This is a genomic window from Methylocystis sp. Uni0008, from assembly GCF_056838045.1.
The window spans coordinates 3,488,416-3,508,575 of the sequence record NZ_CM166370.1 but is presented as its reverse complement, the minus strand read 5'-3'; the positions used below and the strand labels follow the sequence as shown (position 1 = coordinate 3,508,575).

Genomic DNA, 20,160 nt, shown 5'->3' with positions numbered 1-20,160 from the left:
AAAGGCTCTGCGGCCGCTAGGACTTATCTATGGCGCGGATCGAGATTCTTCCGGTCGACGGCCTTTCGCGCTTTGCGACCTTCTGCAAGCTGCCGCGGCTGCTCTACGCCGGCGCGCCAGGCTTTGCGCCGCCGCTCGACGTGGAGCGCTGGAGCGTCTTCGCGCATAAGCTCAACCCCCATTACAAACTGGTCGAAGAGCAGAAATTTCTCGCCCGTCGCGACGGCGAATGGGTCGGCCGCATCATGGCGCAGATCTACAAGCCGGGCGTTACGCCGGTCGGCGCCTCCAACGCGCAGTTCGGCGCGCTCGACGCCGTCGACGACATCGACGTGGTGCGCGCGCTGACGCAGGCCGCCGAGGACTGGCTGCGCGCCAAGGGCGCCGAGCGGATCAACGGACCCTTCTCGCCGTCGGTCAACAAGGAGTGCGGACTTCTCGTCGATGGCTTCGAAGCCACGCCGATGTTCTTCATGCCCTGGCATCCGCCCTATCTCTCGCGCCATATCGAGGCGCTCGGCTATGAAAAGGCGCAGGACCTCCTGTCCTACCGCTTCGAAATCTCAAGCGACGAAGTCGAAAAGCCGGCGCGGATATCAACGCGGCGCGAATGGCGGGACCGTTTAAAGCTCAGACCGTTGAACATGAAAGCCTTGAAGAAGGGCGAGACCGCTCTGATGGCCGAACTGTTCAACGACGGCTGGAGCGGCAATTGGGGCTTCGTGCCCTTCACCAAGGAAGAATTCGATTCCGACGCCGACGCGCTGCAATTTCTCGTGACGGAGGATTTCGGAATCGTCGTCGAGCTTGACGGCGCGCCGCAGTCTTTCGCGATCGCGCTGCCCAATCTCAACGAGATCATCGCCGATCTCGACGGCAAACTGTTCCCGTTCGGCTGGCTGCGCGCGATTTTGCGATACCGCTCGCATCAGTTCAAATCAGCGCGGCTGCTGTTGCTCGGCACGCGCAAGACGCTGCAGAAAAGCGCGACCGGCGGCGCCATTTTCCTCGCGCTGATTGAGGAGATGCGGCGGCGTTGGGCCAAATTCGCCGTTCCGCATCTCGAAGCCGGCTGGGTGTTGGAGAGCAACGCCGACATGCGCCGGCCGATCGAGATGTTCGGCGGCAAGGTCGACAAGATTCATCGCATTTATGAAAAGCGCCTCACCGTCGGCGGCGGCGACGAGGCCATGCGTATGCGCGACGGCGTCAGGGCTAATCATTTGCAGGATGCAACGTCATGAACGGCATATCCGTCACCGCCAATGGGGCCGACCGTTCGCATGTCGAACGGCGCAAGCTGATCCTCGAGAAATATCCGCAGGTGCGCGAGCTTTTCGGCAAGGATCCCGTCACGTTCAAGATCACGGCGGCGATCTTCGTCGGTCAGCTCGCCATCGCCGCCATCCTGGGCTCGCTCGGCCTTTCCTATTGGTGGCTGTCGCTCCTCATGGCGATCTGCGTCGGCGCCTTCGCCAACCACGCAAATTTCGTGATCATCCACGACGCGATCCACAATTGCGTCTTCGACAGTCCGCTCGCCAACAAATGGACGGCCATTCTCGCCGACCTGCCGAACGCCTTTCCGACGGCGATGGGCTTTCGCTGCTACCACATCAAGCATCATTCGCATCTCTCGGCCTATGATTACGACGCCGACATTCCAAGCCGCTGGGAAGTCGAGTGGGTCGGCAATAGCTCCTGGCGCAAGGCGGTGTGGATCTTCTTCTTTCCGGTCATTCAGCTTGCGCGACTGTCGCGCCTGAAAGGCACCGTGCCGATCTGGGGAACCTGGACCTACGTCAATATCGCCGTCATCGCTCTCTTCGATTTTTTCGTGCTCTGGGCGTTCGGGTGGAACGCCCTGCTCTATCTCTTCTTCTCCTTCTGGTTCTCCGTCGGCGGACTGCATCCGTTGAGCGCGCGCTGGCTGCAGGAGCATTTCGCCTTCGGTCCCGACCAGGGCACGTTCGACTATTACGGCCCGCTCAATACGCTCGCGCTCAACATCGGCTACCACAACGAGCATCACGATTTCCACGAGATCCCGTGGAACCGTCTGCCGGAGCTGAAGGCGATGGCGCCGGAGTTCTACGACGATCTGCGCTGCCATCGCTCATGGGTGGCGCTGCTCGTCACCTTCATCTTCGATCCGACCTATTCGCTCGGAACCCGATCCGAAAACGTGACGCAGGCCGCGCGCGAGGCGCACGCCATGTCGCCGGCGGAGTAGACCATGTCGCAGGACGCAAGAACGGAAGCGCTCGACGCTTCGCCCCGCCTCTTCGAGAGCGATCTCCTCGATAAGCTCTCGCGCGTGCATCATCTGACGCCGGTGATCGTCTACTGCCCGATTATTCTCGGCCTCTTGATCTATTCGCTCACCCTCAACAGCCTGACGCTGGTCGCGCTGGGCCTCGTCGTCGGCTATGTCGGCTGGACGCTCACCGAATATTTCGGCCACCGCTATCTCTTCCATACGGTGTTCGCGCTGCCCTTCGGGCTCGGTCCGCGCTTCCAGTTCCTCATTCACGGCGTGCATCACATCTACCCCAACGATCCGCTGCGGCTGGTCATGCCGCCGCTGCTCTCGGCGCCGATCATGCTGATCGCGCTCGTCTGCGCGCGCCTGATCTTCGGCGCGACATTCGCCTGGCCGGTGCTCGCCGGCTTCATCAGCGGCTATGTGATCTATGACTGCGTGCATTACTGGACGCATCACGGCCAGCCGAAGTCCGACTTCGGCCGCCTGGTGAAGCGCCTGCACATGCTGCACCATTTCCGCGACGCCGAGAAAGGCTTCGGCGTGCACGCGATCTGGTGGGATTATGTGTTCGGCACGGCCTACCGCAAAGACGAGACGCCGGGCACGCGCGCGGTGTGAAGCGCGAATACCTCCCCCTTGCGGGGAGGTCGATCGCCGCAGGCGATCGGGTGGGGGTAATCAGGTCACCCCACCCGGCTTGCTGCGCAAGCCACCCTCCCCGTCGAGGGGAGGGAAAACGCCCCTGTCTGCAACGATAGGGCTATCCCTGCCCCGTCCGTGCGAACCACTCGTCCTCGCTGATCACTTCGATGCCGAGCTCCGCCGCCTTCTTGAGCTTGGAGCCAGCGCCGGGGCCGGCGATCACGAGATCGGTCTTCTTCGACACCGACGCCGCGACATGCGCGCCGAACCGCTCGGCCTGCGCCTTGGCTTCATCCCGCGTCAGCCGTTCGAGCGCGCCGGTGAACACCACGGTCTTGCCGGAGACCGGCGATGTGGACGCCACCGCGGGCATCGGCTCCAAGGCGATCTGCTCTAAGAGTTCGTCCAGCTCCCGCTCATTGTGCGGCTCGGCGAAAAAGTCGTGCAGCGCCTCGGCGACCACGGGACCGACGCCGTCGATCGAATCGATGCGCGCGCGCGCCTCGGTCCCGATCGCCGCCTCGCGCGCCGTCTCGCGCAGCGTTTCGAAATCGCCGAAATGGCGCGCCAGCCGCCGGGCGTTTGTCTCGCCGACATGGCGCACGCCCAGCGCATAGATGAAGCGGTTGATGGGAACCCTTCTCCGCGCCTCGATCGCCGCGAAGAGATTGCGCACGGACGTTTCCCCGTAGCCCTCGCGGTTCTTGATTTTGGCGAGACTCGCGCGGTCGCGTTCCTCCAGCGTGAAGATGTCCGAGGGCGTTCGGATCAGTCCCTCCTGAAAGAAATATTCGATCTGCTTGTCGCCGAGTCCTTCAATATCCATCGCGTTGCGCGAGGCGAAATGCTTTAAGCGCTCGATCGCCTGCGCCGGACAGATGAGCGATCCCGTGCAGCGGCGCACGACATCCGCTTCGCCGGTCTTCTCGTCGATCTCGCGCAGAGCGGCAGAGCCGCAGCGCGGGCAGACATGGGGGAATTCGTAGGGCTTGGCGCCTTGCGGCCGCTCCGCCTTCACCACTTCGACGATCTGCGGAATGACGTCCCCCGCGCGCTGCACGACGACCGTGTCGCCGATGCGAATATCCTTGCGCGCGATCTCGTCCTCATTGTGCAGCGTGGCGTTCTGCACGACGACGCCGCCGACCGTGATCGGCTCGAGCCTTGCGACCGGAGTCAGCGCGCCGGTGCGCCCGACCTGGATCTCGATGTCGCGCAGAATCGTTGTCGCGCGTTCGGCGGGGAATTTGCGCGCGACCGCCCAGCGCGGCGCGCGTGAAACAAATCCGAGGCGCTCCTGCAGCGCGATGTCGTCGACCTTGTAGACGACGCCATCGATGTCATAGCCGAGCGTCGCGCGCTGCGCCTCGATCGCGCGGTAATGCGCCAGCATGTCTTCCGCGCTGTCGCAAAGCGTCGTGAGCGGATTGACCGGCAGCCCGTTCCGGCGGAGCGCCTCAAGAACGCCCATTTGCGTCTTCGCCGGCAGCGCGGAAGCCTCGCCCCAGCCGTAGGCAAAGAAGTGCAGCGGCCGCGAAGCGGTGATCTTCGGATCGAGCTGGCGCAGCGAGCCGGCCGCGGCGTTGCGGGGATTGGCAAAAAGAGTCTTGCCTGACTCCTGCTGCCGCGCATTGACGGCGGCGAAATCCTTATGGGTCATGTAGACCTCGCCGCGCACTTCAAGGACGTCGGGATGACCGCCGCGCAGACGTTGCGGGATTTCGGCGACCGTTCGAACATTGGCGGTGACGTCTTCGCCTTCATAGCCGTCGCCGCGCGTCGCCGCCTGCACGAACTGGCCCTTCTCGTAGCGCAGCGAACAGGACAGCCCATCGATCTTCGGCTCGAAGGTGAAGCGCAGAGCGCCGTCGCGAAGACCAAGGAAGCGGCGAACGCGCGCGACGAAATCATCGAGCTCTTCGTTCGAAAACACATTGCCGAGCGAGAGCATCGGCACGGCGTGCTTCACCTTGGCGAATTTTTCGGAAGGCTTGGCGCCGACCTTCTTCGTCAGCGACTGCGGCGTCGCGAGTTCGGGGAAGGCCTGTTCCAACTCCTCGTAGCGACGGCGCAGCGCGTCATATTCGGCGTCGGAGACCGTCGGAGCGTCTTCCTGATAATAGCGGCGATCATGCGCCGCGATCTCGTCCTGCAGCCGCGCATGTTCGGCGCGCGCTTCATCCGGCGTCAGCGTCTCGATCGGAGAGAGAGAAGGGACCGAAGATTTCTTGATCATAAAACGATGCAGCCCGACGTGGCATTGCGAGAAGCGCCGACTGAAGCAGTCGAAGCGCTTTCCGACCTCTGGATTGCTTCGCTTCGCTAGCAATGACGGCCGAAGACGAAGCGCGCTCCGTCGAACACTAATCGTTTCGGGTCGTCTGGGGGAGAGAAACTAAGCCGCTTCCGGGGCGGCGCCAACGAGGCGGCGGGCGTCGCGGGCGCTGATCGGGCGCCCGAAGGCGTAGCCCTGCGCATAGCCGCAGCCGAGCTGATAAAGTTCGATCGCGTCCTGCTCGGTCTCCGCGCCTTCGGCGACGACGTCGAGGCCGAGGTCCTGCGCCAGCGCGATGATCGAGCGCAAAACGATGGGACGCGCGCCCTTGCCGGACTGTTTGACGAAGGAACGGTCGATCTTGATCGTGTCGAAGGGGAAGCGCTGCAGATAGGAAAGCGACGAATAGCCGGCGCCGAAATCGTCGAGCGCGAGTCCCGCGCCGAGCTCCTTGATGCGCAAGAGCATCTGCGCGGCATATTCGGGATTCTCCATCACCAGGCTCTCGGTCAGTTCGAGCTTGAGGCTACCCTTGGCGATGTCGTTGCGCATCAAGACGCTTTTGACGTCGCGCAGGAGGTCGTGGCGCAAGAGCTGGCGTGATGAGACATTGACGGAGGCGAAGATCGGCGGATCGACCGCGAGGGCGCGCTGCCAGGCCGCGAGTTCGCGCGCCGTGCGCTCGAGCGCCAGGAGTCCGAGATCGACGATCAGCCCGCTCTGCTCGGCGACGGGAAAGAATTCGGAAGGCTCGAGCCGTCCCAGCCGCAGATGATCCCACCGCAGCAAGGCCTCGAATCCCGCGATGGTGCGGTCCTCAAGCCGGACGATCGGCTGGAAGAAGACCTTGATCTCGCCGCGTTCGAGCGCCCGCCGCAGATCAGCCTCGAGGGTCAGACGGTCGGAGCGCTGCGCGCGCATCGCCGGGCGGAAGACTTCGATGCGGTTGCCGCCCGAGCGCTTGGCGTAGCGCATGGCGATTTCGGCGTCGTCCAGCATGTCGCTCGCGCCGGGATGGGTCTGCTGGTCATAGAGCGCGACGCCGATCGACGCGAAGATCGCGATTTCCTGGTCGGTGAAGCGCACCGGCGTCGATAGCGCGCGGCGCACCGAGTCGGCGACGGAGATGACGTGATCGGCGTGCGTTTCGGAAACCAGAATGATGGCGAACTTGTCGCCCGAGAGCCGCGCGAGCGTGTCCTGCGGCTGCAGCAATCTTGTCAGGCGATGCGCGACGGTGAGCAGAATGCTGTCGCCCATGGCCATGCCGACCTGCTCATTGATCAGCTTGAAGCGGTCGATGTCGATGACGAGGACGGTCGGGCGCACGTCCTTTTCCATGCGCGCGAGAATCAGAGCGGCTTCAAGACGGTCGAAGAAGAGTTCGCGGTTCGGCAGGCCGGTGAGATTGTCATGCACGGCGTCGTGCAGCAGCCGCTCCTGGGCGTTTCGCTCGTCCGTCACGTCGTTGAGCGTTCCGACGACGCGGATCACCTCGCCGTCGGGGCCGACCACGGGCCGCGCCCGCAGCCGGTAGCAGAGATAGTGGCCGTCCGCCGCGCGCAGGCGGAAATCCTGATTGATGCGACCGCGCCGCTGCTCGAGAATGGCGTCGAGACAGGCGCGATAGCGGTCCTGCTCGAAGGGATGCAGCAGATCGAGCCAGGAGGAGGCGGCGCCCTCGAGCCCGCCGCGGTCCAGTCCGAGAGCCGCCTCCGCTTCCGGGCTGACGTAGATGTGATCCGAGGGCACGTCCCAGTCGAACACAATCTCGTTTGCGCCGGTGAGCGCCAGCGCCTTGCGTTCGACGTCGCTGATCGCGCCATGCGACAGCCCGCCCGCGGCGAAGGCGTTTTGCATCACCGTGAAGCCGATCAGCATGACGATGAGGACGAGGCCCCCGACGAGCGCCGGAGACACGAGGTCATTGGTGATCCAGCCGGCCACTGCGAACCCCGCCGTCGCAACCCAGACGGCCAGCAGGAACCAGGTCGGTATCAGCATGATCGCGCGGTCGAATCCGTGCGTCGCGAGATAGAGGATCAGGACGAAGCCGACGACGGCGATGGTCGCGAGCGAAATTCGCGCGACGCCGGCGGCGACCGGCGCGTCGAACACCGCCAGGCCGACGAGATCCAGGAGGATCAGCAGCCACAGCGCCGCGACATGCCATGCCCGCACATGCCAGCGGTTGAGATTGAGATAGGCGAAGAGGAAGACGACGAGCGTCGCCGAAAGAATCGTTTCTGCGCCGGCGCGCCAGATGCGGTTGGCGTTGGCGTCGAAGCCGAAAATCTTGTCCCAGAAGCCGAAGTCGATGCACACATAGGCCAGCACCGCCCAGGCGAGCGCCGCCGCCGCCGGGAAGATCACGGCGCCCTTCACCACGAAGACGATGGTCAGAAACAGCGCGAGCAGACCGGCGATGCCGATGACGATGCCCTTATAGAGCGTCAGGCTCGTCACCTTGTCCTTATAGGCGGCGGGCTCCCACAGATAGAGCTGCGGCAGGTTGGGCGTGCGCAGCTCCGCGACATAGGTGACCGTCGTGCCAGGGTCGAGAGTCAGCCGGAAAACGTCGGCGTCCGACGCGTCTTCGACCTCAGGCGGAAAGCCCTGGCTGGCCGTGATCGCCGTAATGCGCGAGGAGCCAAGGTCAGGCCAGATGACGCCCGAGCCCTGCAGACGGTAGTGCGGCGCGACGATGAGGCGCTCGATCTGCTCATCCGTGTCATTGGTGAGCGCGAAAACGATCCAGTTGGGCTGGCTGCCCGCCTCCTTGGCGCCCACCTCGATGCGACGGACGATGCCGTCCGAGCCGGGCGCGGTCGAGACCTGCAGCCGGTCGCCCTGCGACGAATGTTTCTCGACGACATTGGTGAGATCGATCGCCCGCGCGCCTTGCGGCACCCGCACCGACTCCATGGCGAGGGCCTGAGCGGACACGATGAACAAAAAGAGAGCGATCAGGTATTTTTTCAGACGCACGAAATCTCTTCTCGATGCCGCCGGCTCGGAGAACGCGTCTTGCGCGGCCGAAGACGGGCGCCAAGCGCATGGGCTGTCGTCGCCACACTCTGATCGGCAAGTGGTAGAGGCTTCGAGCCCTGCCCGCAAGCCGATTCGCCAAGCTTTGCTATAGCGGTATGTTCCTTGCGTTGCTGCGCTTCTTGGCCGCGCTTGCGGAGCGCGGACGGCGCCAATATACGCTGCTTGAAGGCCACCGTCGCAATCTACAGGCGCATGGCGGTTTTTTTGCGGTGGGCTTGCCCACGAAATTCTGGGAAAACGGGAAAGGATTGGATGCGAAGCGCTCTCGGCGGCCCTCGCCTTCTGCTGCGCCGGCTCCGCGAGATCAGCGCGGAGCCGGTCAGCGCGCAGGCGCGGCTCGACAAGATCGTGGTGCAGATCGCCGCGAATATGGTCGCCGAGGTTTGTTCCGTATATGTGCTGCGCGCCGACCAGCGCTTGGAGCTATACGCCACAGAAGGCCTTAACCGCGAGGCCGTGCATCTGACGACGATGCACGCCGGCGAGGGCCTCGTCGGCCTCATCGCCAAGAGCGCCGAGCCTCTCGCCCTTTCGGAGGCGCAGGAGCATCCCGCCTTCTCCTACAAGCCGGAGACGGGCGAAGAGGCCTATCACTCTTTCCTCGGCGTGCCGATCCTGCGCGGCGGCAACACCCTCGGCGTGCTCGTCGTCCAGAACAAGGTGCGCCGCGTCTATTCGGAAGAAGAGATCGAGGCGCTGCAGACGACGGCGATGCTGCTCGCCGAACTCATCGCCTCGGGCGAATTGCAGGCGATCGAGGATCCACGCGATCTTGCGCTCTACCGTCCGGCGTCGCTGCGGGGCGCGCCGATGGCGGAGGGCGTCGGCCTCGGCCATGTGCTGCTGCATGAACCGCGCGTCGTCATCAAGCAGCTCGTCGCCGAAGACATGCCTGGCGAACTCGCCAGGCTCGAACACGCGATCGACGCCATGCGCCAGTCGATCGACGAGCTCGTGGCGCATAGCGATCGCATCGCCGCGGGCGAGCCGCGCGAAGTGCTCGAAACGGTGCGCATGGTCGCCTATGACCGCGGCTGGGTGCGCCGCCTGCGCGAAGCGGTGATGACCGGCCTGACCGCGGAGGCGGCGGTCGAGCGCGTGCAGAACGACGCGCGGGCGCGCATGCAGCGCCAGACCGACCCCTATCTGCGCGACCGCCTGCACGATCTCGACGACATCGCCAACCGGCTGCTGCATCAGCTGACCGGCCAGAGCTATGTCGCCGACCGCGACAGCGTGCCGGAAAACGCGATCATCGTCGCACGCACGATGGGGCCGGCGGCGCTGCTCGATTATGACCGCAAGCGGCTGCGGGGTCTGGTGCTGGAGGAAGGCGGACCGACGAGCCATGTCGCCATCGTCGCGCGGGCCCTCGGCGTCGCCACCGTGGGTCTCGTTCCCGGCCTGATCGATATCGTCGAAACGGGCGACCCGATCATCGTTGACGGCACGACCGGCGAGGTGCACGTCCGGCCGCAGCCGGACGTGCAGAGCGCCTATGCCGAAAAGGCGCGTTTGCGGGCGCGGCGCCAGGAGCAATACGCCAAGCTCCGCGACGTGCCGGCGGTCACCAAGGACGGCGTCGAGATCTCCTTGCATATGAACGCGGGCCTCGCCATCGACATGCCGCACCTGCATGAGACCGGCGCGCAGTCCATCGGACTGTTCCGCACGGAGCTGCAGTTCATGCTCGCGCCGCGCTTCCCGCGGATGGACGAGCAATACCGTTTCTACAAAGCGGTGCTCGACGCAGCGCCGGACAAGGCGATCACGTTCCGCACGCTCGACATCGGCTCCGACAAGATCCTCCCCTATATGGCGAAGATCGAAGAGGAGAACCCGGCGCTCGGCTGGCGCGCCATCCGTATCGGTCTCGACAGACCGGGACTGCTGCGCATGCAGCTGCGCGCGATGTTGAAGGCGGGCGCGCATCGCGATCTGCGCATCATGTTCCCGATGATCGCCAATGTCGCCGAATTCGATGCGGCTAAGTCGATCGCGCTGCGCGAGCTCGAACATATCAAACGACACCGTCACCCGCTGCCGACGCGGGTGGAGCTCGGCGCCATGGTGGAAGTGCCCTCGCTCCTGTGGGAAATCGATCTCATCGCCAAGCGCGCGGATTTTCTGTCGGTCGGCTCGAACGATCTCGTGCAGTACATGTATGCGGCCGATCGGGACAACACGCGCGTCGCCAAGCGCTACGACAATCTCTCGCGCCCGGTCCTGCGCGCGCTGGAGCGCATCGTTTCTGCCGGCGCGCGGCACAACGCGCCGGTGACGCTCTGCGGCGAGATGGGCGGACGACCGCTCGAGGCGCTGGCGCTGGTCGCGATCGGCTACCGCTCGCTGTCGATGGCGGCCTCCGCGATCGGCCCAGTGAAGTCGATGATTCTCAACCTCAATCTCGAAGAGGCGCAGGTTTATCTCGCCTCGCTGCTCGCCTCCGACGACGGCGGCGCTTCGGTGCGCGAGCAACTGCGCGATTATGCGGTGGCGCGCGGCGTGCCCTTGTAGCGCAGCCTCTTTCTTTCCGCCGTCGCCGTCATCATTTCACAGAAACGCTCACATGTTCGCTCAAGACAAGCTCGACCTCATCCTGCGCCGCTATGACGAGATCGGCGACAAGCTCGCCGTCGGCGCGGACGGACAGGCGTTCGTCGCGCTATCGCGCGAACGCGCGACGCTCGACGAGGTCGTCGACAGGATCCGCGCCTACCGCGCCGCGCAGAAAGAATCCAACGACCTTTCCGCGATGCTCGCCGACGCCTCGCTCGACGCCGAAATGCGCGCGCTGGCCGAGAGCGAGACGGACGCCGCGCATGAACGCTTGGAGGCGGCGGAAAGCGCGCTGCGCCTTGCGCTCCTGCCGAAAGACGAGGCGGATGAGAAGGGCGTCATCCTTGAAGTCCGCGCCGGCACGGGCGGCGACGAGGCGGCGCTTTTCGCCGGCGATCTCTTTCGCGCGTATCAGAAATATGCCGCGCTCAAAGGCTGGCGCGTCGAGGTCGTCTCCGAAAGCCCCGGCGCGCTCGGCGGGTTCAAGGAAATCGTCGGCGAGATCATCGGCCGCGGCGTCTATGGCCGCCTGAAATTCGAATCCGGCGTGCATCGCGTTCAGCGCGTGCCGGAAACCGAAACTCAAGGCCGCATCCATACATCGGCCGCGACGGTGGCGGTGCTGCCCCAGGCGGAGGACGTCGACGTCGCCATCGACGACAAGGATTTGCAGATCGACACCATGCGCGCACAAGGCGCCGGCGGTCAGCACGTCAATAAGACAGAGTCGGCGATCCGCATCACCCATATTCCGAGCGGCATCGTCGTGATGATGCAGGAGGAGCGCTCGCAGCATCGCAACAAGGCCAAGGCGATGAACGTTCTTCGGTCGCGTCTTTACGACGCCGAGCGGCAGCGGCTCGATAAGGAACGATCAGACGATCGCAAGCAGCAAGTCGGCTCGGGCGACCGTTCGGAGCGAATCCGCACCTATAATTTTCCGCAGGGCCGCGTCACCGATCACCGCATCAATCTGACGCTCTACAAGCTCGACCGGGTGATGGAAGGCGAATTTGACGAGATCGTCGACGCGCTGACGACCGATCATCAGCAGAAGCTGCTCGCGCAAAGCGAGGCGTGAGAGCGCTTCGCGAACTCAGGAGAGCCATGAAGGCCGGCGCGCGCCCGCCTTCATTGAGCGCCAAAAACGCTCACCAGCCGTAATCGAAATACTGGCCGATCTCGTTGTAGCGCTGCGGATCCTGCAGCGTGAAATCCTGCTGCTCGAGGAAGTAATTGTCGTTGGCGTAACGGTTTGGCTGCAGATTTCCCTTCGCCGCCGAAGGCGCGGAGCCGTCGTCGAGCCAGTCCTTATTCGTCATCAAATTGTGCGGCAAGGGAACGGGAAAATCGTCGCCGGGGGCTGCGGTCACCTGGCCGGTCGCGGCCGGCGCGCGCTGCTTCGCCTTCGCCAACGCGTCGCTTGACGCCAGCGCGCAAATCAGGGCGAGACCCAACGACAGCTTCAAAGAATTACGCATTTTTGAACTCCATTTCCGCATTGGTGGGCAGTCTAGCCGGATCGCTCGCCGCTTTGCTAGTGTCCTGTCCCAGAAATTACTAGCCACGTTTTCGCGATTGTGATTCCTTCGGCCCAGGCGGGATTCGGGAGGGCGGCATGGCGAGGGACGGAGCGACCAAAGCGAGCAAGATTGAGCTCAGCGAGAACGAACGGGAATACCTCAAAAGGCTCGTCCGGCGACGCAAGGTGGCGCGTGGGCATGCGCAACGCGCGGAGATCGTGTTGCGGGCCGCTGACGGGCTCAACAACTGCGAGATCGCGGCTGCGGTCGGTGTAACGCGGCAGACCGTGCGCACATGGCGCGAGCGTTTCGCCAAGCACCGTCTCGATGGTCTCGACGATGAGCCGCGCTGTGGCGCGCCACGCAAGATCGGCGACGACCGCGTTGAGGAGATCGTGACCAGGACACTCGAAACGCAGCCCAAGAACGCGACGCACTGGAGCACGCGCGGCATGGCGAAAGCATCGGGCGTGTCGACTTCGTCGGTTCATCGCATTTGGCGTGCATTCTCCCTACAGCCGCATCGCACCGAGACTTTCAAGCTCTCGACCGACCCGCAGTTCGTCGAGAAAGTGCGCGACATCGTTGGCCTCTATCTCGATCCGCCCGACAAGGCGCTGGTGATATGCGTGGATGAAAAGAGCCAAATACAAGCGCTTGATCGAACGCAGCCGCTGCTGCCGATGCGCCCTGGACAAGTCGAGCGGCGCACGCACGACTACGACCGCCACGGCACTACGACGCTCTTTGCCGGCTTCATCGCTGCTGTCACGGCTGAGACGACCGTGAAGGCTGGCAGTGTGATCGGCACATGCATGCCGCGCCATCGCGCGCAGGAGTTCCGCAAGTTTCTCGACGAAGTGGAGAGCAACGTTCCCGCCGGCCTCGACATTCACGTCGTGATGGACAACGCTTCGAGCCATAAGACGCAAGTGATCCGCAACTGGTTCGCCAAGCGGCCCCACTGGCACATGCATTTCACGCCGACATCGTCGTCGTGGATCAATCAGGTCGAACGCTTCTTCGCGCTGCTGGCCGAAAAGCAGATCAAGCGAGGCGCGCACAAGTCCGTCAAAGACCTCATCGCCGCCATCAAGGCTTTCCTCGCCCAACAGAACGCTGATCCGAAGCCGCTGCGCTGGACCAAGTCAGCCGACGACATTCTGGCCTCCATCGAACGCTTCTGCCGTCGCACCCTCGACCTCCAAGCCAAAGCTGGATAGAAACTTCTGAATCAGGACACTAGTGCCGGAAGTGGCGCATCCCGGTTAAAACCATGGCGAGCCCCTGCGCGTTCGCCGCAGCGATGACGTCCTTATCGTTGATCGAGCCGCCGGGCTGAATGACGGCCGTCGCGCCCGCTTCCGCCGCGGCCAGCAAGCCGTCGGCGAAGGGAAAGAAGGCGTCGGAAGCGACGACGGCGCCTTTCGCGAGGCTTTCCGTTAACCCTTCCGCGCGCGCCGCCTCCATCGCCTTATGAGCGGCGATGCGGGAGGAATCGACGCGCGACATCTGACCGGCGCCAATGCCGACCGTCGCCCCATCCTTCGCGTAAACAATGGCGTTGGACTTCACGTGCTTCACGACGCGAAAGGCGAATTTGAGATCCGCGAGTTCCCCGGCCGTCGGCTGACGTTCCGTCACGACCTGCAGATCCATATCGTCGACGAGGGCGTTGTCGCGCGATTGCGCGAGAAACCCGCCCGACACCGACCGATAGGTCCATCCTGGCGCGCGAGGATCCGGAACGCCGCCCGTCAACAGCAGGCGCAAATTCTTCTTCGCGCCGATGATCGCGATCGACTCTTCGTCGGCGTCAGGCGCAATGATCACCTCGGTGAAAATCTTGACGATATCGCGCGCCGCCGCAGCGTCGAGCTTGCGATTGAGCGCGACGATGCCGCCAAAAGCCGAAACCGGATCGCAGCGCAGCGCCTTGGCGTAAGCTTCCGCAAGAGTTGGGCCTTCGGCGACGCCGCACGGATTGGCGTGCTTGACGATCACGACGGCCGCCGTTCGCGCCGGATCGAATTCCGCCACGCATTCGAAAGCCGCGTCCGTGTCGTTGACGTTGTTATAGGAGAGCTGCTTGCCCTGAAGCTGACGCGCGGTAGCGACGCCCGGGCGCTTCTCGCCGGTGAGATAGAAGCCGGCCGATTGATGCGGATTCTCGCCGTAGCGCATGGGCTCGGCGAGACGTCCCCCGAAAGCGCGCAGCGGCGGCGAGGCTTCGCCGAGCTCCTGCGCGAGCCAGTTCGAGATCGCGGCGTCATAGGCGGCGGTGCGCGCAAACGCCTTCTGCGCGAGTCGGCGACGCGTCGCGAGCCGGGTTGCGGCCTTCGTCTCGGCGAGCTCCTCGATGAGCGCGGCGTAATCGTCGGGATCGACGACGACGGCGACGTCGTCGTGATTCTTCGACGCTGCGCGGATCATCGCCGGCCCGCCGATGTCGATATTCTCGACGCATTCTTCGAAGGGCGCGCCCTTCGCAAGCGTAGATTCGAAGGGGTAGAGATTGACGACAAGAAGATCGATCGGCCTGATGTCATGCGCGAGCATCGCCGCTTCATGTTCCGGATTTTCGCGGATCGCCAAAAGCCCCCCGTGCACCTTGGGGTGCAGAGTCTTCAGCCTTCCGTCCATCATCTCGGGAAACTGCGTGAGGTCGGCGACGTCACGAACGGCGAGTCCCGCCTCTGCGAGCGCCTTACGGGTGCCGCCGGTGGAGACCAGCTCCACGCCATGCGTCGTCAGGACGCGCGCGAATTCGACAAGGCCTGTTTTGTCCGAAACCGAAATCAGCGCGCGCGCCACGCGGCGCAAATCGACGGGCATTGCATACTCCTGAAATGACGCCGCGCGCTTATCATACCTTGCGGTCGGGAGAAACCTGCTCGCCTGCGCGCCTGAAACGCCACCCGATCACAGCGCCCGAGGCCGCGGGCCCTCGAATAACGATCTGCGCGCATTTGCGCGCGCCGCCCGGCGCCGCGAAAAAAATGCTGTCTTCGATTTCGGGCGTCACGCCTTGGGCCTCGAAGATCAGGATTTCTCCATTGGCGAGATTGAGTTTGATCGCGCCGTCGGCCCGCAGCGCAACGCGCACGCGCGGATGAATATGAAATCGCAGGGCGAAATCGCCAGCTTCCGCATGTCTGCCGCCGCCCGGCGCAGCGACGAGCCGATCGACGCCCCGAAGCGCGGCGCCGTCGGCCGAAAGCGTCAATTCGCGCTCGTGGATGAGGCCGAAATCGCGCGCATAACCGTCGTGCGACAAGGCCAGCGTCGTCTCGCCTTCCAGACGGCGGCGCTCGACTTCCCTGTTTCGTGGGCCGGCGAGAATGCGCCCGGCGCGCCGGCGCGGCGCGCTTTGCGGCGCGATGCGGGCGCTGGAGCGGTCGCCGACAACGAGCGTCGAATGCGCGGCGGTGGCGCGCGCGAGTTCACGGGCGTCGAGATGCGGCGCGCAGGGGGCGCCGCAGTTGACGACGACCCGCTCGATTCCGAGCGAATATTCGAACGACAGGCAGCCCGCATGCGCGGACAGCGAGAACTCGAAAGGCGGCGGTCCGCCGGCGTCGACGATGACCAGCGCGTCGCCCGCCTCCATGCGCTGATAGCCGGCGTAAGGGGCGTTGACCGGCGGCGCGCCGCGCGTGTCCTCATGGGCGAGCGCGCTCGCGAGCCGATCCAGCGCCGTCGCGCCCATGCCGTTGAACAGCGCCAGCGAGCCGTCGCCATGCTGCAGCATCCGCAGCATCGGCATCATGCGGTCGATCGCGCGCAGCACCGCGGGCGGCGTTTGCAGGCCGCGCGCAGCGATCACCTGCCGCAGCGGCAGCAGATCGAGGAGCAGATCGACCGCGACTTGCGGATTGCGGCTGACGTGGCCGCCGTCGATGAGGATCTGGCGGTCGAGCTCGGCGCTGAGCGCGCGCGACACATGCGGCGCGATCTTGCGGCCGGTGTCGGCGCAAACGGCGAATTCGGCGAGCGCGATCGCGCAGAAGGCGCGGTCGACGCCGCGCGCGCCGTCGCCGGCCAGGGCCCGCCACAAGAGCCGCGCGTTGCGCGCCAGCGCGAGCATGAAGGCGTCGTAGAATTCGGCGTCCGCGCCGTCGAGCAGCATCGGCGATTGCGAAAGGAAAGAGAGCAGCCGTCGCGCGATGATCGCCGGCTCCATCGCCGGATCGTCGGCGGGCAGCTTGGGCAGCGACAGGAAATCGGCGACGAGCGCCTGCGCGGTCGCATGAGCCGCCTTCTTGTCCGACGCCTGCAGATGCCGCAGCCAGGCGAAGCCTGCGAGCGAGCGCCGCCAGCCCTCGGAAGGCGCCACGGCGAGAAAAGGGGACGCGCCCCGCGCCTGTATGGTCTTGCCTTCGAAGGAGAAATATCCGGCGAAAATCTGGTCGGCGACGGTCGAATCGGTCGTTCTGATGTCCGGAGGGGCGATGCGCAGCCGCTCCGGCGGCGCGATCGCCATCGACTTCACGAGGTGGTAGGGCGCGGCGGCGCCTCGCGCGAAGGCGCCCGCCGCCCGCGCCGCCGAGACGCCGGCCAACCGCACCCGATCCCGCAACATGATGGCGCTCAGTGGGCGTCCTCCGATAGCGGCTCGCGCGCGAATAAATCCGCGGCCGGCGGCGCGCCAGCCGGCAATATCAAACCCCGCCCTCCGCTTATAGTCCAAATTTCCGTGACTTCCGAATGAGATCCCGCCGGCTCCGGCGGCGGCGCCATTGCGCGCGAAAGGTTGGAAGTGGCAATGTCGCGCCTCATTTGAGGAGGCTTCGCCCATGCCGCTTTACACGATCGATGGAATCGCGCCGCGCCTGCCGGCCTTCGGCCGGTTCTATGTGGCTCCCGGCGCGCACATCATCGGCCGCGTCGAACTGAAGGAGGACGCCAACGTCTGGTTCGGCTGCGTCCTGCGCGGCGACAATGAATGGATCACGATCGGCGCGCGCACCAATATTCAGGAAAACAGCATCCTCCACACCGACATGGGCTTTCCGCTCGACATCGGCCCCGATTGCACGATCGGCCATGGCGTCATTCTGCATAGCTGCATCATCGGCGAAGCGACGCTGATCGGCATGGGCGCGACGATCCTCAACGGCGCGAAGATCGGGGCGAACTGCCTCGTCGGCGCCAATGCGCTGGTGACAGAAGGCAAGGAATTTCCCGACTATTCGCTGATCGTCGGCTCCCCCGCCAAGGCGATCCGCACGCTCGACGAGGCCGCGCGGGCGCGCCATCTCGAATCCGCGAAACATTACGTGGAGAACGGCGCGCGCTATGCAAAAGGACTGACGCCGATCGCCTGACAGCGCCCTACCGCGACACATAGAGCGGCGCGCTGGTCGGCGGGCCGATGGCCACCCAGGCGTTTTGATTCTGCTGCGACTGGCGCTTGACGAAGCGATAGGGGGCGCGCGTCCAGGGCCGCATCTCGTTAGACAGATTGTCGAGGATGAATTCGCCGCGGTTGGTCTTGACCGTCAGGACCGAATGGCCGTCGCCATTCTTCTCCTTCACCACCGTGAGCAGCAGCGCCTGCCGGGGAAAACCTTCCTCGATCAGCATGCGGCGCTTTAAAAGCGCGAAATCCTCGCAGTCGCCCTTGCCGTCGCTCGGGTAATCCCACTGATCGACGGAGCCCCAATGCTCCGTGTCGGCGACCGGGTCGATGTTCTCGTTCACCCAGGCGTTGATGCGCGCGATCTTGCGATAGACCGCGGCGGTAAGGTCGATCTCCTGAGCGGCGGTTTCATCGTTCCGGCATTCGCCGCGGTAGCGCTGGCAGAAGTCCACCCAGCCGTAGGGCACGCTGGTTTCCGCGCCGAGCGTCGCGAAGGTTGCCGTTTCCGGTCCGGCGAAGCTTTTCGCATTGACCGCGACGAGGGCCGCGCCCGCCATCCCGAGAGCCATAACCGCTTTGCCAACAACGCCCAACATGACCCGCCTCCGTGACATGAGGCGAGGTTAGTTTTCTTGTTTTGCTGTCCTTAAAAGTATTTCTGTCGGATTTTACGCGAAGTCGTTCAGATTTTCTGAGGTCTTCGGTAAGTATAATTTTGCGCTGTCGAAACGCATAAAATTTGATGCAATCTCGTAGCCTGTTGAATTTCCTCTGCTTTTCGCGCACGATCCTTTCGCCGCCGACGCCGGTTCGTTGCTTCTGCTTAAGCTTCCGGGAGCGAAGGTTAACTCATGCCCGATGCGGAGGTTAACGCGCCCGTTTCAGCGCGAAAAATTTTTTAGCGCGTGTGACGGCGCGCCTTTCTTGCAGCGCAAATTCGTCACAGAGGTTTACGCAGGCGCGCAGGGACTCTCTACCGATAGAGCCAGGCGTTGCGCGCCAGCATGCCGGGTCCGCCCAGAGCCCGGATCGCAAGATTGCGGGCGGCGGCCGGCAGGCCGCTCATATGGAAATAGCCGCCCTGGCGGCGCGAGGCGCGCACGACCTGCTCGGCGCGGGCCGAGCGGGCGTCTCCATAGGCGGCGAAGGCGGTCTCCACAGTCGCGCCCACGCGCATGAAGGCTTCCCCCAGCGCGTCGGCGTCTTCGATCGCCTGCGCCGCGCCCTGCGCGAGGAAGGGAACCATCGGATGCGCGGCGTCGCCAAGGAGCGTCACCGGTCCCCGCGACCATCGCTCCAGCGCCGGCCGCGTGAACAGCGGCCAGTGTCGCCACGCGTCGCCCGCTTCGATCAGCTCGCGCAACTCGCCAGCCGCGCGGCGCAGCGCGAACCGCCGGGCGAGCTCCGCGCCTGCCAGCGACAGGCTTGAATGGGCGTTCTCAGCCTCCGGCGGCTCTTCGATGATGACGACGGCGTTGATCAGCGAGGCGTCCCGCAGCGGATAATGCACCACATGCGCGCCCGGCAGCAGCCACAGGTTGGAGTCGCGCACGCGCAGCGCCGCGGGAACGCTGTCGGCGGGGAGCGTGGCGCGCCAGGCGACGCAGCCGGAATAGGCGGGCGCATCGCGCTCGGATGGAACGAGATGCCCGCGCACGCTCGAGCGCAGGCCGTCGGCGCCGATGAGGCCCGCCGCTTCGATCTCCTCGACGCCCTCCGGCGCGTGCACTCGGATGCGGACGCCGCGCGCGCTCGCTTCAAAATCGCCGACGCGGGCGCCGGCGCGGACATGGGTCTGCGGATTGTCCACCGCCGCCTGCAGCAGCGCGCCTTGCAGATCGGCGCGGTGGAAAAGCCGGAAGGGCGCGCCCCAGCGGGATCTGGCGTCGGAGAGATCGAGCCGCGCCAGCACGGCGCCGTCGCGCCCGCGGCGAATATTTATGGCCCGCGGCTCCAAAGCCACCGCGGCGAGCGCCGGCTCGAGCCCGAGCTTGGCGAGAATTCGCCCGGCGTTCGGCGCGATCTGCAGTCCGGCGCCGACCTCGTCGATCCGGGCGGCGCGCTCCAGCACCAGCGCGCGTTTGCCGGCGCGCGCCAGCGACAGGGCCGCAGCGAGGCCGCCAATGCCTGCGCCGGCGATGACGATCGGCGCGCTCACCGGCTACTTCTGTCAGGCGGCGGTGTCTTCAGAGACGCGGTAAACGCATTCGGCGGGGTCGGCGCCCCCGCGCAAGGCCGGATCGTAGACATAAAGCGTCGAGCAATAGGGGCAGATCGCCTCCGAGCCCGATCCCATGTCGAGGTAGACATGCGGATGGTCGAAGGGCGGGAGCGCGCCGATGCACATGAATTCCTTCGCGCCGATCCTGATCTGCGCGACGCCGGGCTGATTGTGGAAATGGGGCGTGTAATGCTGGGCCATAGTCCGCTCTTCAGTCACGCCGCGTTGAGCGGCTAGGAATTGCTCCGCTCCCTATATTGC

The 20,160-nt window shown here is 64.9% G+C and carries 15 protein-coding genes; 7 read left to right on the top strand and 8 right to left on the bottom strand.

The window, feature by feature from the left end; all coding sequences use genetic code 11:
• The first annotated feature begins 29 nt into the window (after positions 1 to 29).
• From AC0X69_RS17430 to AC0X69_RS17420, 3 genes are read left to right on the top strand one after another with little or no spacing between them, the layout of a single operon-like run.
• Positions 30 to 1,244: a hypothetical protein gene (locus AC0X69_RS17430; RefSeq protein ID WP_482609239.1), complete on the top strand. Its 1,215-nt coding sequence runs from the start codon at positions 30 to 32 to the stop codon at positions 1,242 to 1,244.
• A complete protein-coding gene (locus AC0X69_RS17425) occupies positions 1,241 to 2,233 on the top strand; it encodes a fatty acid desaturase (RefSeq protein ID WP_482609237.1) in 993 nt (330 codons plus the stop codon). Before AC0X69_RS17430 ends, AC0X69_RS17425 begins: the two co-directional genes overlap by 4 nt.
• A gap of 3 nt (positions 2,234 to 2,236) precedes the next feature.
• A complete protein-coding gene (locus tag AC0X69_RS17420; protein ID WP_482609235.1) occupies positions 2,237 to 2,884 on the top strand; it encodes a sterol desaturase family protein in 648 nt (215 codons plus the stop codon).
• 142 nt (positions 2,885 to 3,026) lie between these two features.
• Here the strand turns inward: AC0X69_RS17420 and ligA are convergent, their stop codons facing one another.
• Complete coding sequence (gene ligA, locus AC0X69_RS17415) at positions 3,027 to 5,144, bottom strand: NAD-dependent DNA ligase LigA (protein WP_482609233.1); 2,118 nt, start codon at positions 5,142 to 5,144, stop codon at positions 3,027 to 3,029.
• 159 nt (positions 5,145 to 5,303) lie between these two features.
• Complete coding sequence (locus tag AC0X69_RS17410) at positions 5,304 to 8,171, bottom strand: EAL domain-containing protein (RefSeq protein ID WP_482609231.1); 2,868 nt, start codon at positions 8,169 to 8,171, stop codon at positions 5,304 to 5,306.
• Positions 8,172 to 8,486: 315 nt separating this feature from the next.
• Here AC0X69_RS17410 and ptsP point away from each other — a divergent pair, with 315 nt between their 5' ends.
• The gene (ptsP, locus tag AC0X69_RS17405) at positions 8,487 to 10,751 is read left to right on the top strand and encodes a phosphoenolpyruvate--protein phosphotransferase (protein WP_482609229.1); all 2,265 of its coding nucleotides are present in this window, start codon (positions 8,487 to 8,489) and stop codon (positions 10,749 to 10,751) included.
• 52 nt (positions 10,752 to 10,803) lie between these two features.
• Positions 10,804 to 11,874: a peptide chain release factor 1 gene (gene prfA / locus AC0X69_RS17400; protein WP_482609227.1), complete on the top strand. Its 1,071-nt coding sequence runs from the start codon at positions 10,804 to 10,806 to the stop codon at positions 11,872 to 11,874.
• 70 nt (positions 11,875 to 11,944) lie between these two features.
• On the opposite strand, the gene AC0X69_RS17395 is transcribed toward prfA, so the two are convergent.
• Complete coding sequence (locus AC0X69_RS17395) at positions 11,945 to 12,274, bottom strand: cellulose-binding protein (protein ID WP_482609225.1); 330 nt, start codon at positions 12,272 to 12,274, stop codon at positions 11,945 to 11,947.
• 137 nt (positions 12,275 to 12,411) lie between these two features.
• Here AC0X69_RS17395 and AC0X69_RS17390 point away from each other — a divergent pair, with 137 nt between their 5' ends.
• A complete protein-coding gene (locus AC0X69_RS17390; protein ID WP_482607591.1) occupies positions 12,412 to 13,539 on the top strand; it encodes an IS630 family transposase in 1,128 nt (375 codons plus the stop codon).
• 19 nt (positions 13,540 to 13,558) lie between these two features.
• On the opposite strand, the gene purH is transcribed toward AC0X69_RS17390, so the two are convergent.
• Entirely contained in the window at positions 13,559 to 15,151 is a 1,593-nt protein-coding gene (gene purH, locus AC0X69_RS17385) for a bifunctional phosphoribosylaminoimidazolecarboxamide formyltransferase/IMP cyclohydrolase (protein WP_482609223.1), read from the bottom strand.
• Between the two features lie 31 nt (positions 15,152 to 15,182).
• Positions 15,183 to 16,898: a heparinase II/III family protein gene (locus tag AC0X69_RS17380; protein ID WP_482609221.1), complete on the bottom strand. Its 1,716-nt coding sequence runs from the start codon at positions 16,896 to 16,898 to the stop codon at positions 15,183 to 15,185.
• A gap of 214 nt (positions 16,899 to 17,112) precedes the next feature.
• Here AC0X69_RS17380 and AC0X69_RS17375 point away from each other — a divergent pair, with 214 nt between their 5' ends.
• A complete protein-coding gene (locus tag AC0X69_RS17375; protein ID WP_482609219.1) occupies positions 17,113 to 17,643 on the top strand; it encodes a gamma carbonic anhydrase family protein in 531 nt (176 codons plus the stop codon).
• Positions 17,644 to 17,650: 7 nt separating this feature from the next.
• Here the strand turns inward: AC0X69_RS17375 and AC0X69_RS17370 are convergent, their stop codons facing one another.
• The 3 genes from AC0X69_RS17370 to AC0X69_RS17360 form a co-directional block, all read right to left on the bottom strand.
• Positions 17,651 to 18,274: a transglutaminase-like cysteine peptidase gene (locus tag AC0X69_RS17370; RefSeq protein WP_482609217.1), complete on the bottom strand. Its 624-nt coding sequence runs from the start codon at positions 18,272 to 18,274 to the stop codon at positions 17,651 to 17,653.
• A gap of 377 nt (positions 18,275 to 18,651) precedes the next feature.
• Positions 18,652 to 19,836: an FAD-dependent monooxygenase gene (locus AC0X69_RS17365; protein WP_482609215.1), complete on the bottom strand. Its 1,185-nt coding sequence runs from the start codon at positions 19,834 to 19,836 to the stop codon at positions 18,652 to 18,654.
• 12 nt (positions 19,837 to 19,848) lie between these two features.
• Entirely contained in the window at positions 19,849 to 20,100 is a 252-nt protein-coding gene (locus tag AC0X69_RS17360) for a zinc-finger domain-containing protein (RefSeq protein WP_482609213.1), read from the bottom strand.
• Positions 20,101 to 20,160: the final 60 nt, after the last annotated feature.

Excerpts from the sequence above, each read along its gene's own strand:
- AC0X69_RS17425 (WP_482609237.1), top strand. The coding sequence starts at position 1,241 with ATGAACGGCATATCCGTCACCGCCAATGGGGCCGACCGTTCGCATGTC.
- AC0X69_RS17360 (WP_482609213.1), bottom strand. The coding sequence starts at position 20,100 with ATGGCCCAGCATTACACGCCCCATTTCCACAATCAGCCCGGCGTCGCG.
- AC0X69_RS17430 (WP_482609239.1), top strand. The coding sequence starts at position 30 with ATGGCGCGGATCGAGATTCTTCCGGTCGACGGCCTTTCGCGCTTTGCG.
- AC0X69_RS17375 (WP_482609219.1), top strand. The coding sequence starts at position 17,113 with ATGCCGCTTTACACGATCGATGGAATCGCGCCGCGCCTGCCGGCCTTC.
- ptsP (WP_482609229.1), top strand. The coding sequence starts at position 8,487 with ATGCGAAGCGCTCTCGGCGGCCCTCGCCTTCTGCTGCGCCGGCTCCGC.
- prfA (WP_482609227.1), top strand. The coding sequence starts at position 10,804 with ATGTTCGCTCAAGACAAGCTCGACCTCATCCTGCGCCGCTATGACGAG.
- AC0X69_RS17420 (WP_482609235.1), top strand. The coding sequence starts at position 2,237 with ATGTCGCAGGACGCAAGAACGGAAGCGCTCGACGCTTCGCCCCGCCTC.
- AC0X69_RS17390 (WP_482607591.1), top strand. The coding sequence starts at position 12,412 with ATGGCGAGGGACGGAGCGACCAAAGCGAGCAAGATTGAGCTCAGCGAG.
- AC0X69_RS17380 (WP_482609221.1), bottom strand. The coding sequence starts at position 16,898 with ATGTTGCGGGATCGGGTGCGGTTGGCCGGCGTCTCGGCGGCGCGGGCG.
- AC0X69_RS17370 (WP_482609217.1), bottom strand. The coding sequence starts at position 18,274 with ATGTTGGGCGTTGTTGGCAAAGCGGTTATGGCTCTCGGGATGGCGGGC.
- ligA (WP_482609233.1), bottom strand. The coding sequence starts at position 5,144 with ATGATCAAGAAATCTTCGGTCCCTTCTCTCTCTCCGATCGAGACGCTG.
- AC0X69_RS17395 (WP_482609225.1), bottom strand. The coding sequence starts at position 12,274 with ATGCGTAATTCTTTGAAGCTGTCGTTGGGTCTCGCCCTGATTTGCGCG.
- purH (WP_482609223.1), bottom strand. The coding sequence starts at position 15,151 with ATGCCCGTCGATTTGCGCCGCGTGGCGCGCGCGCTGATTTCGGTTTCG.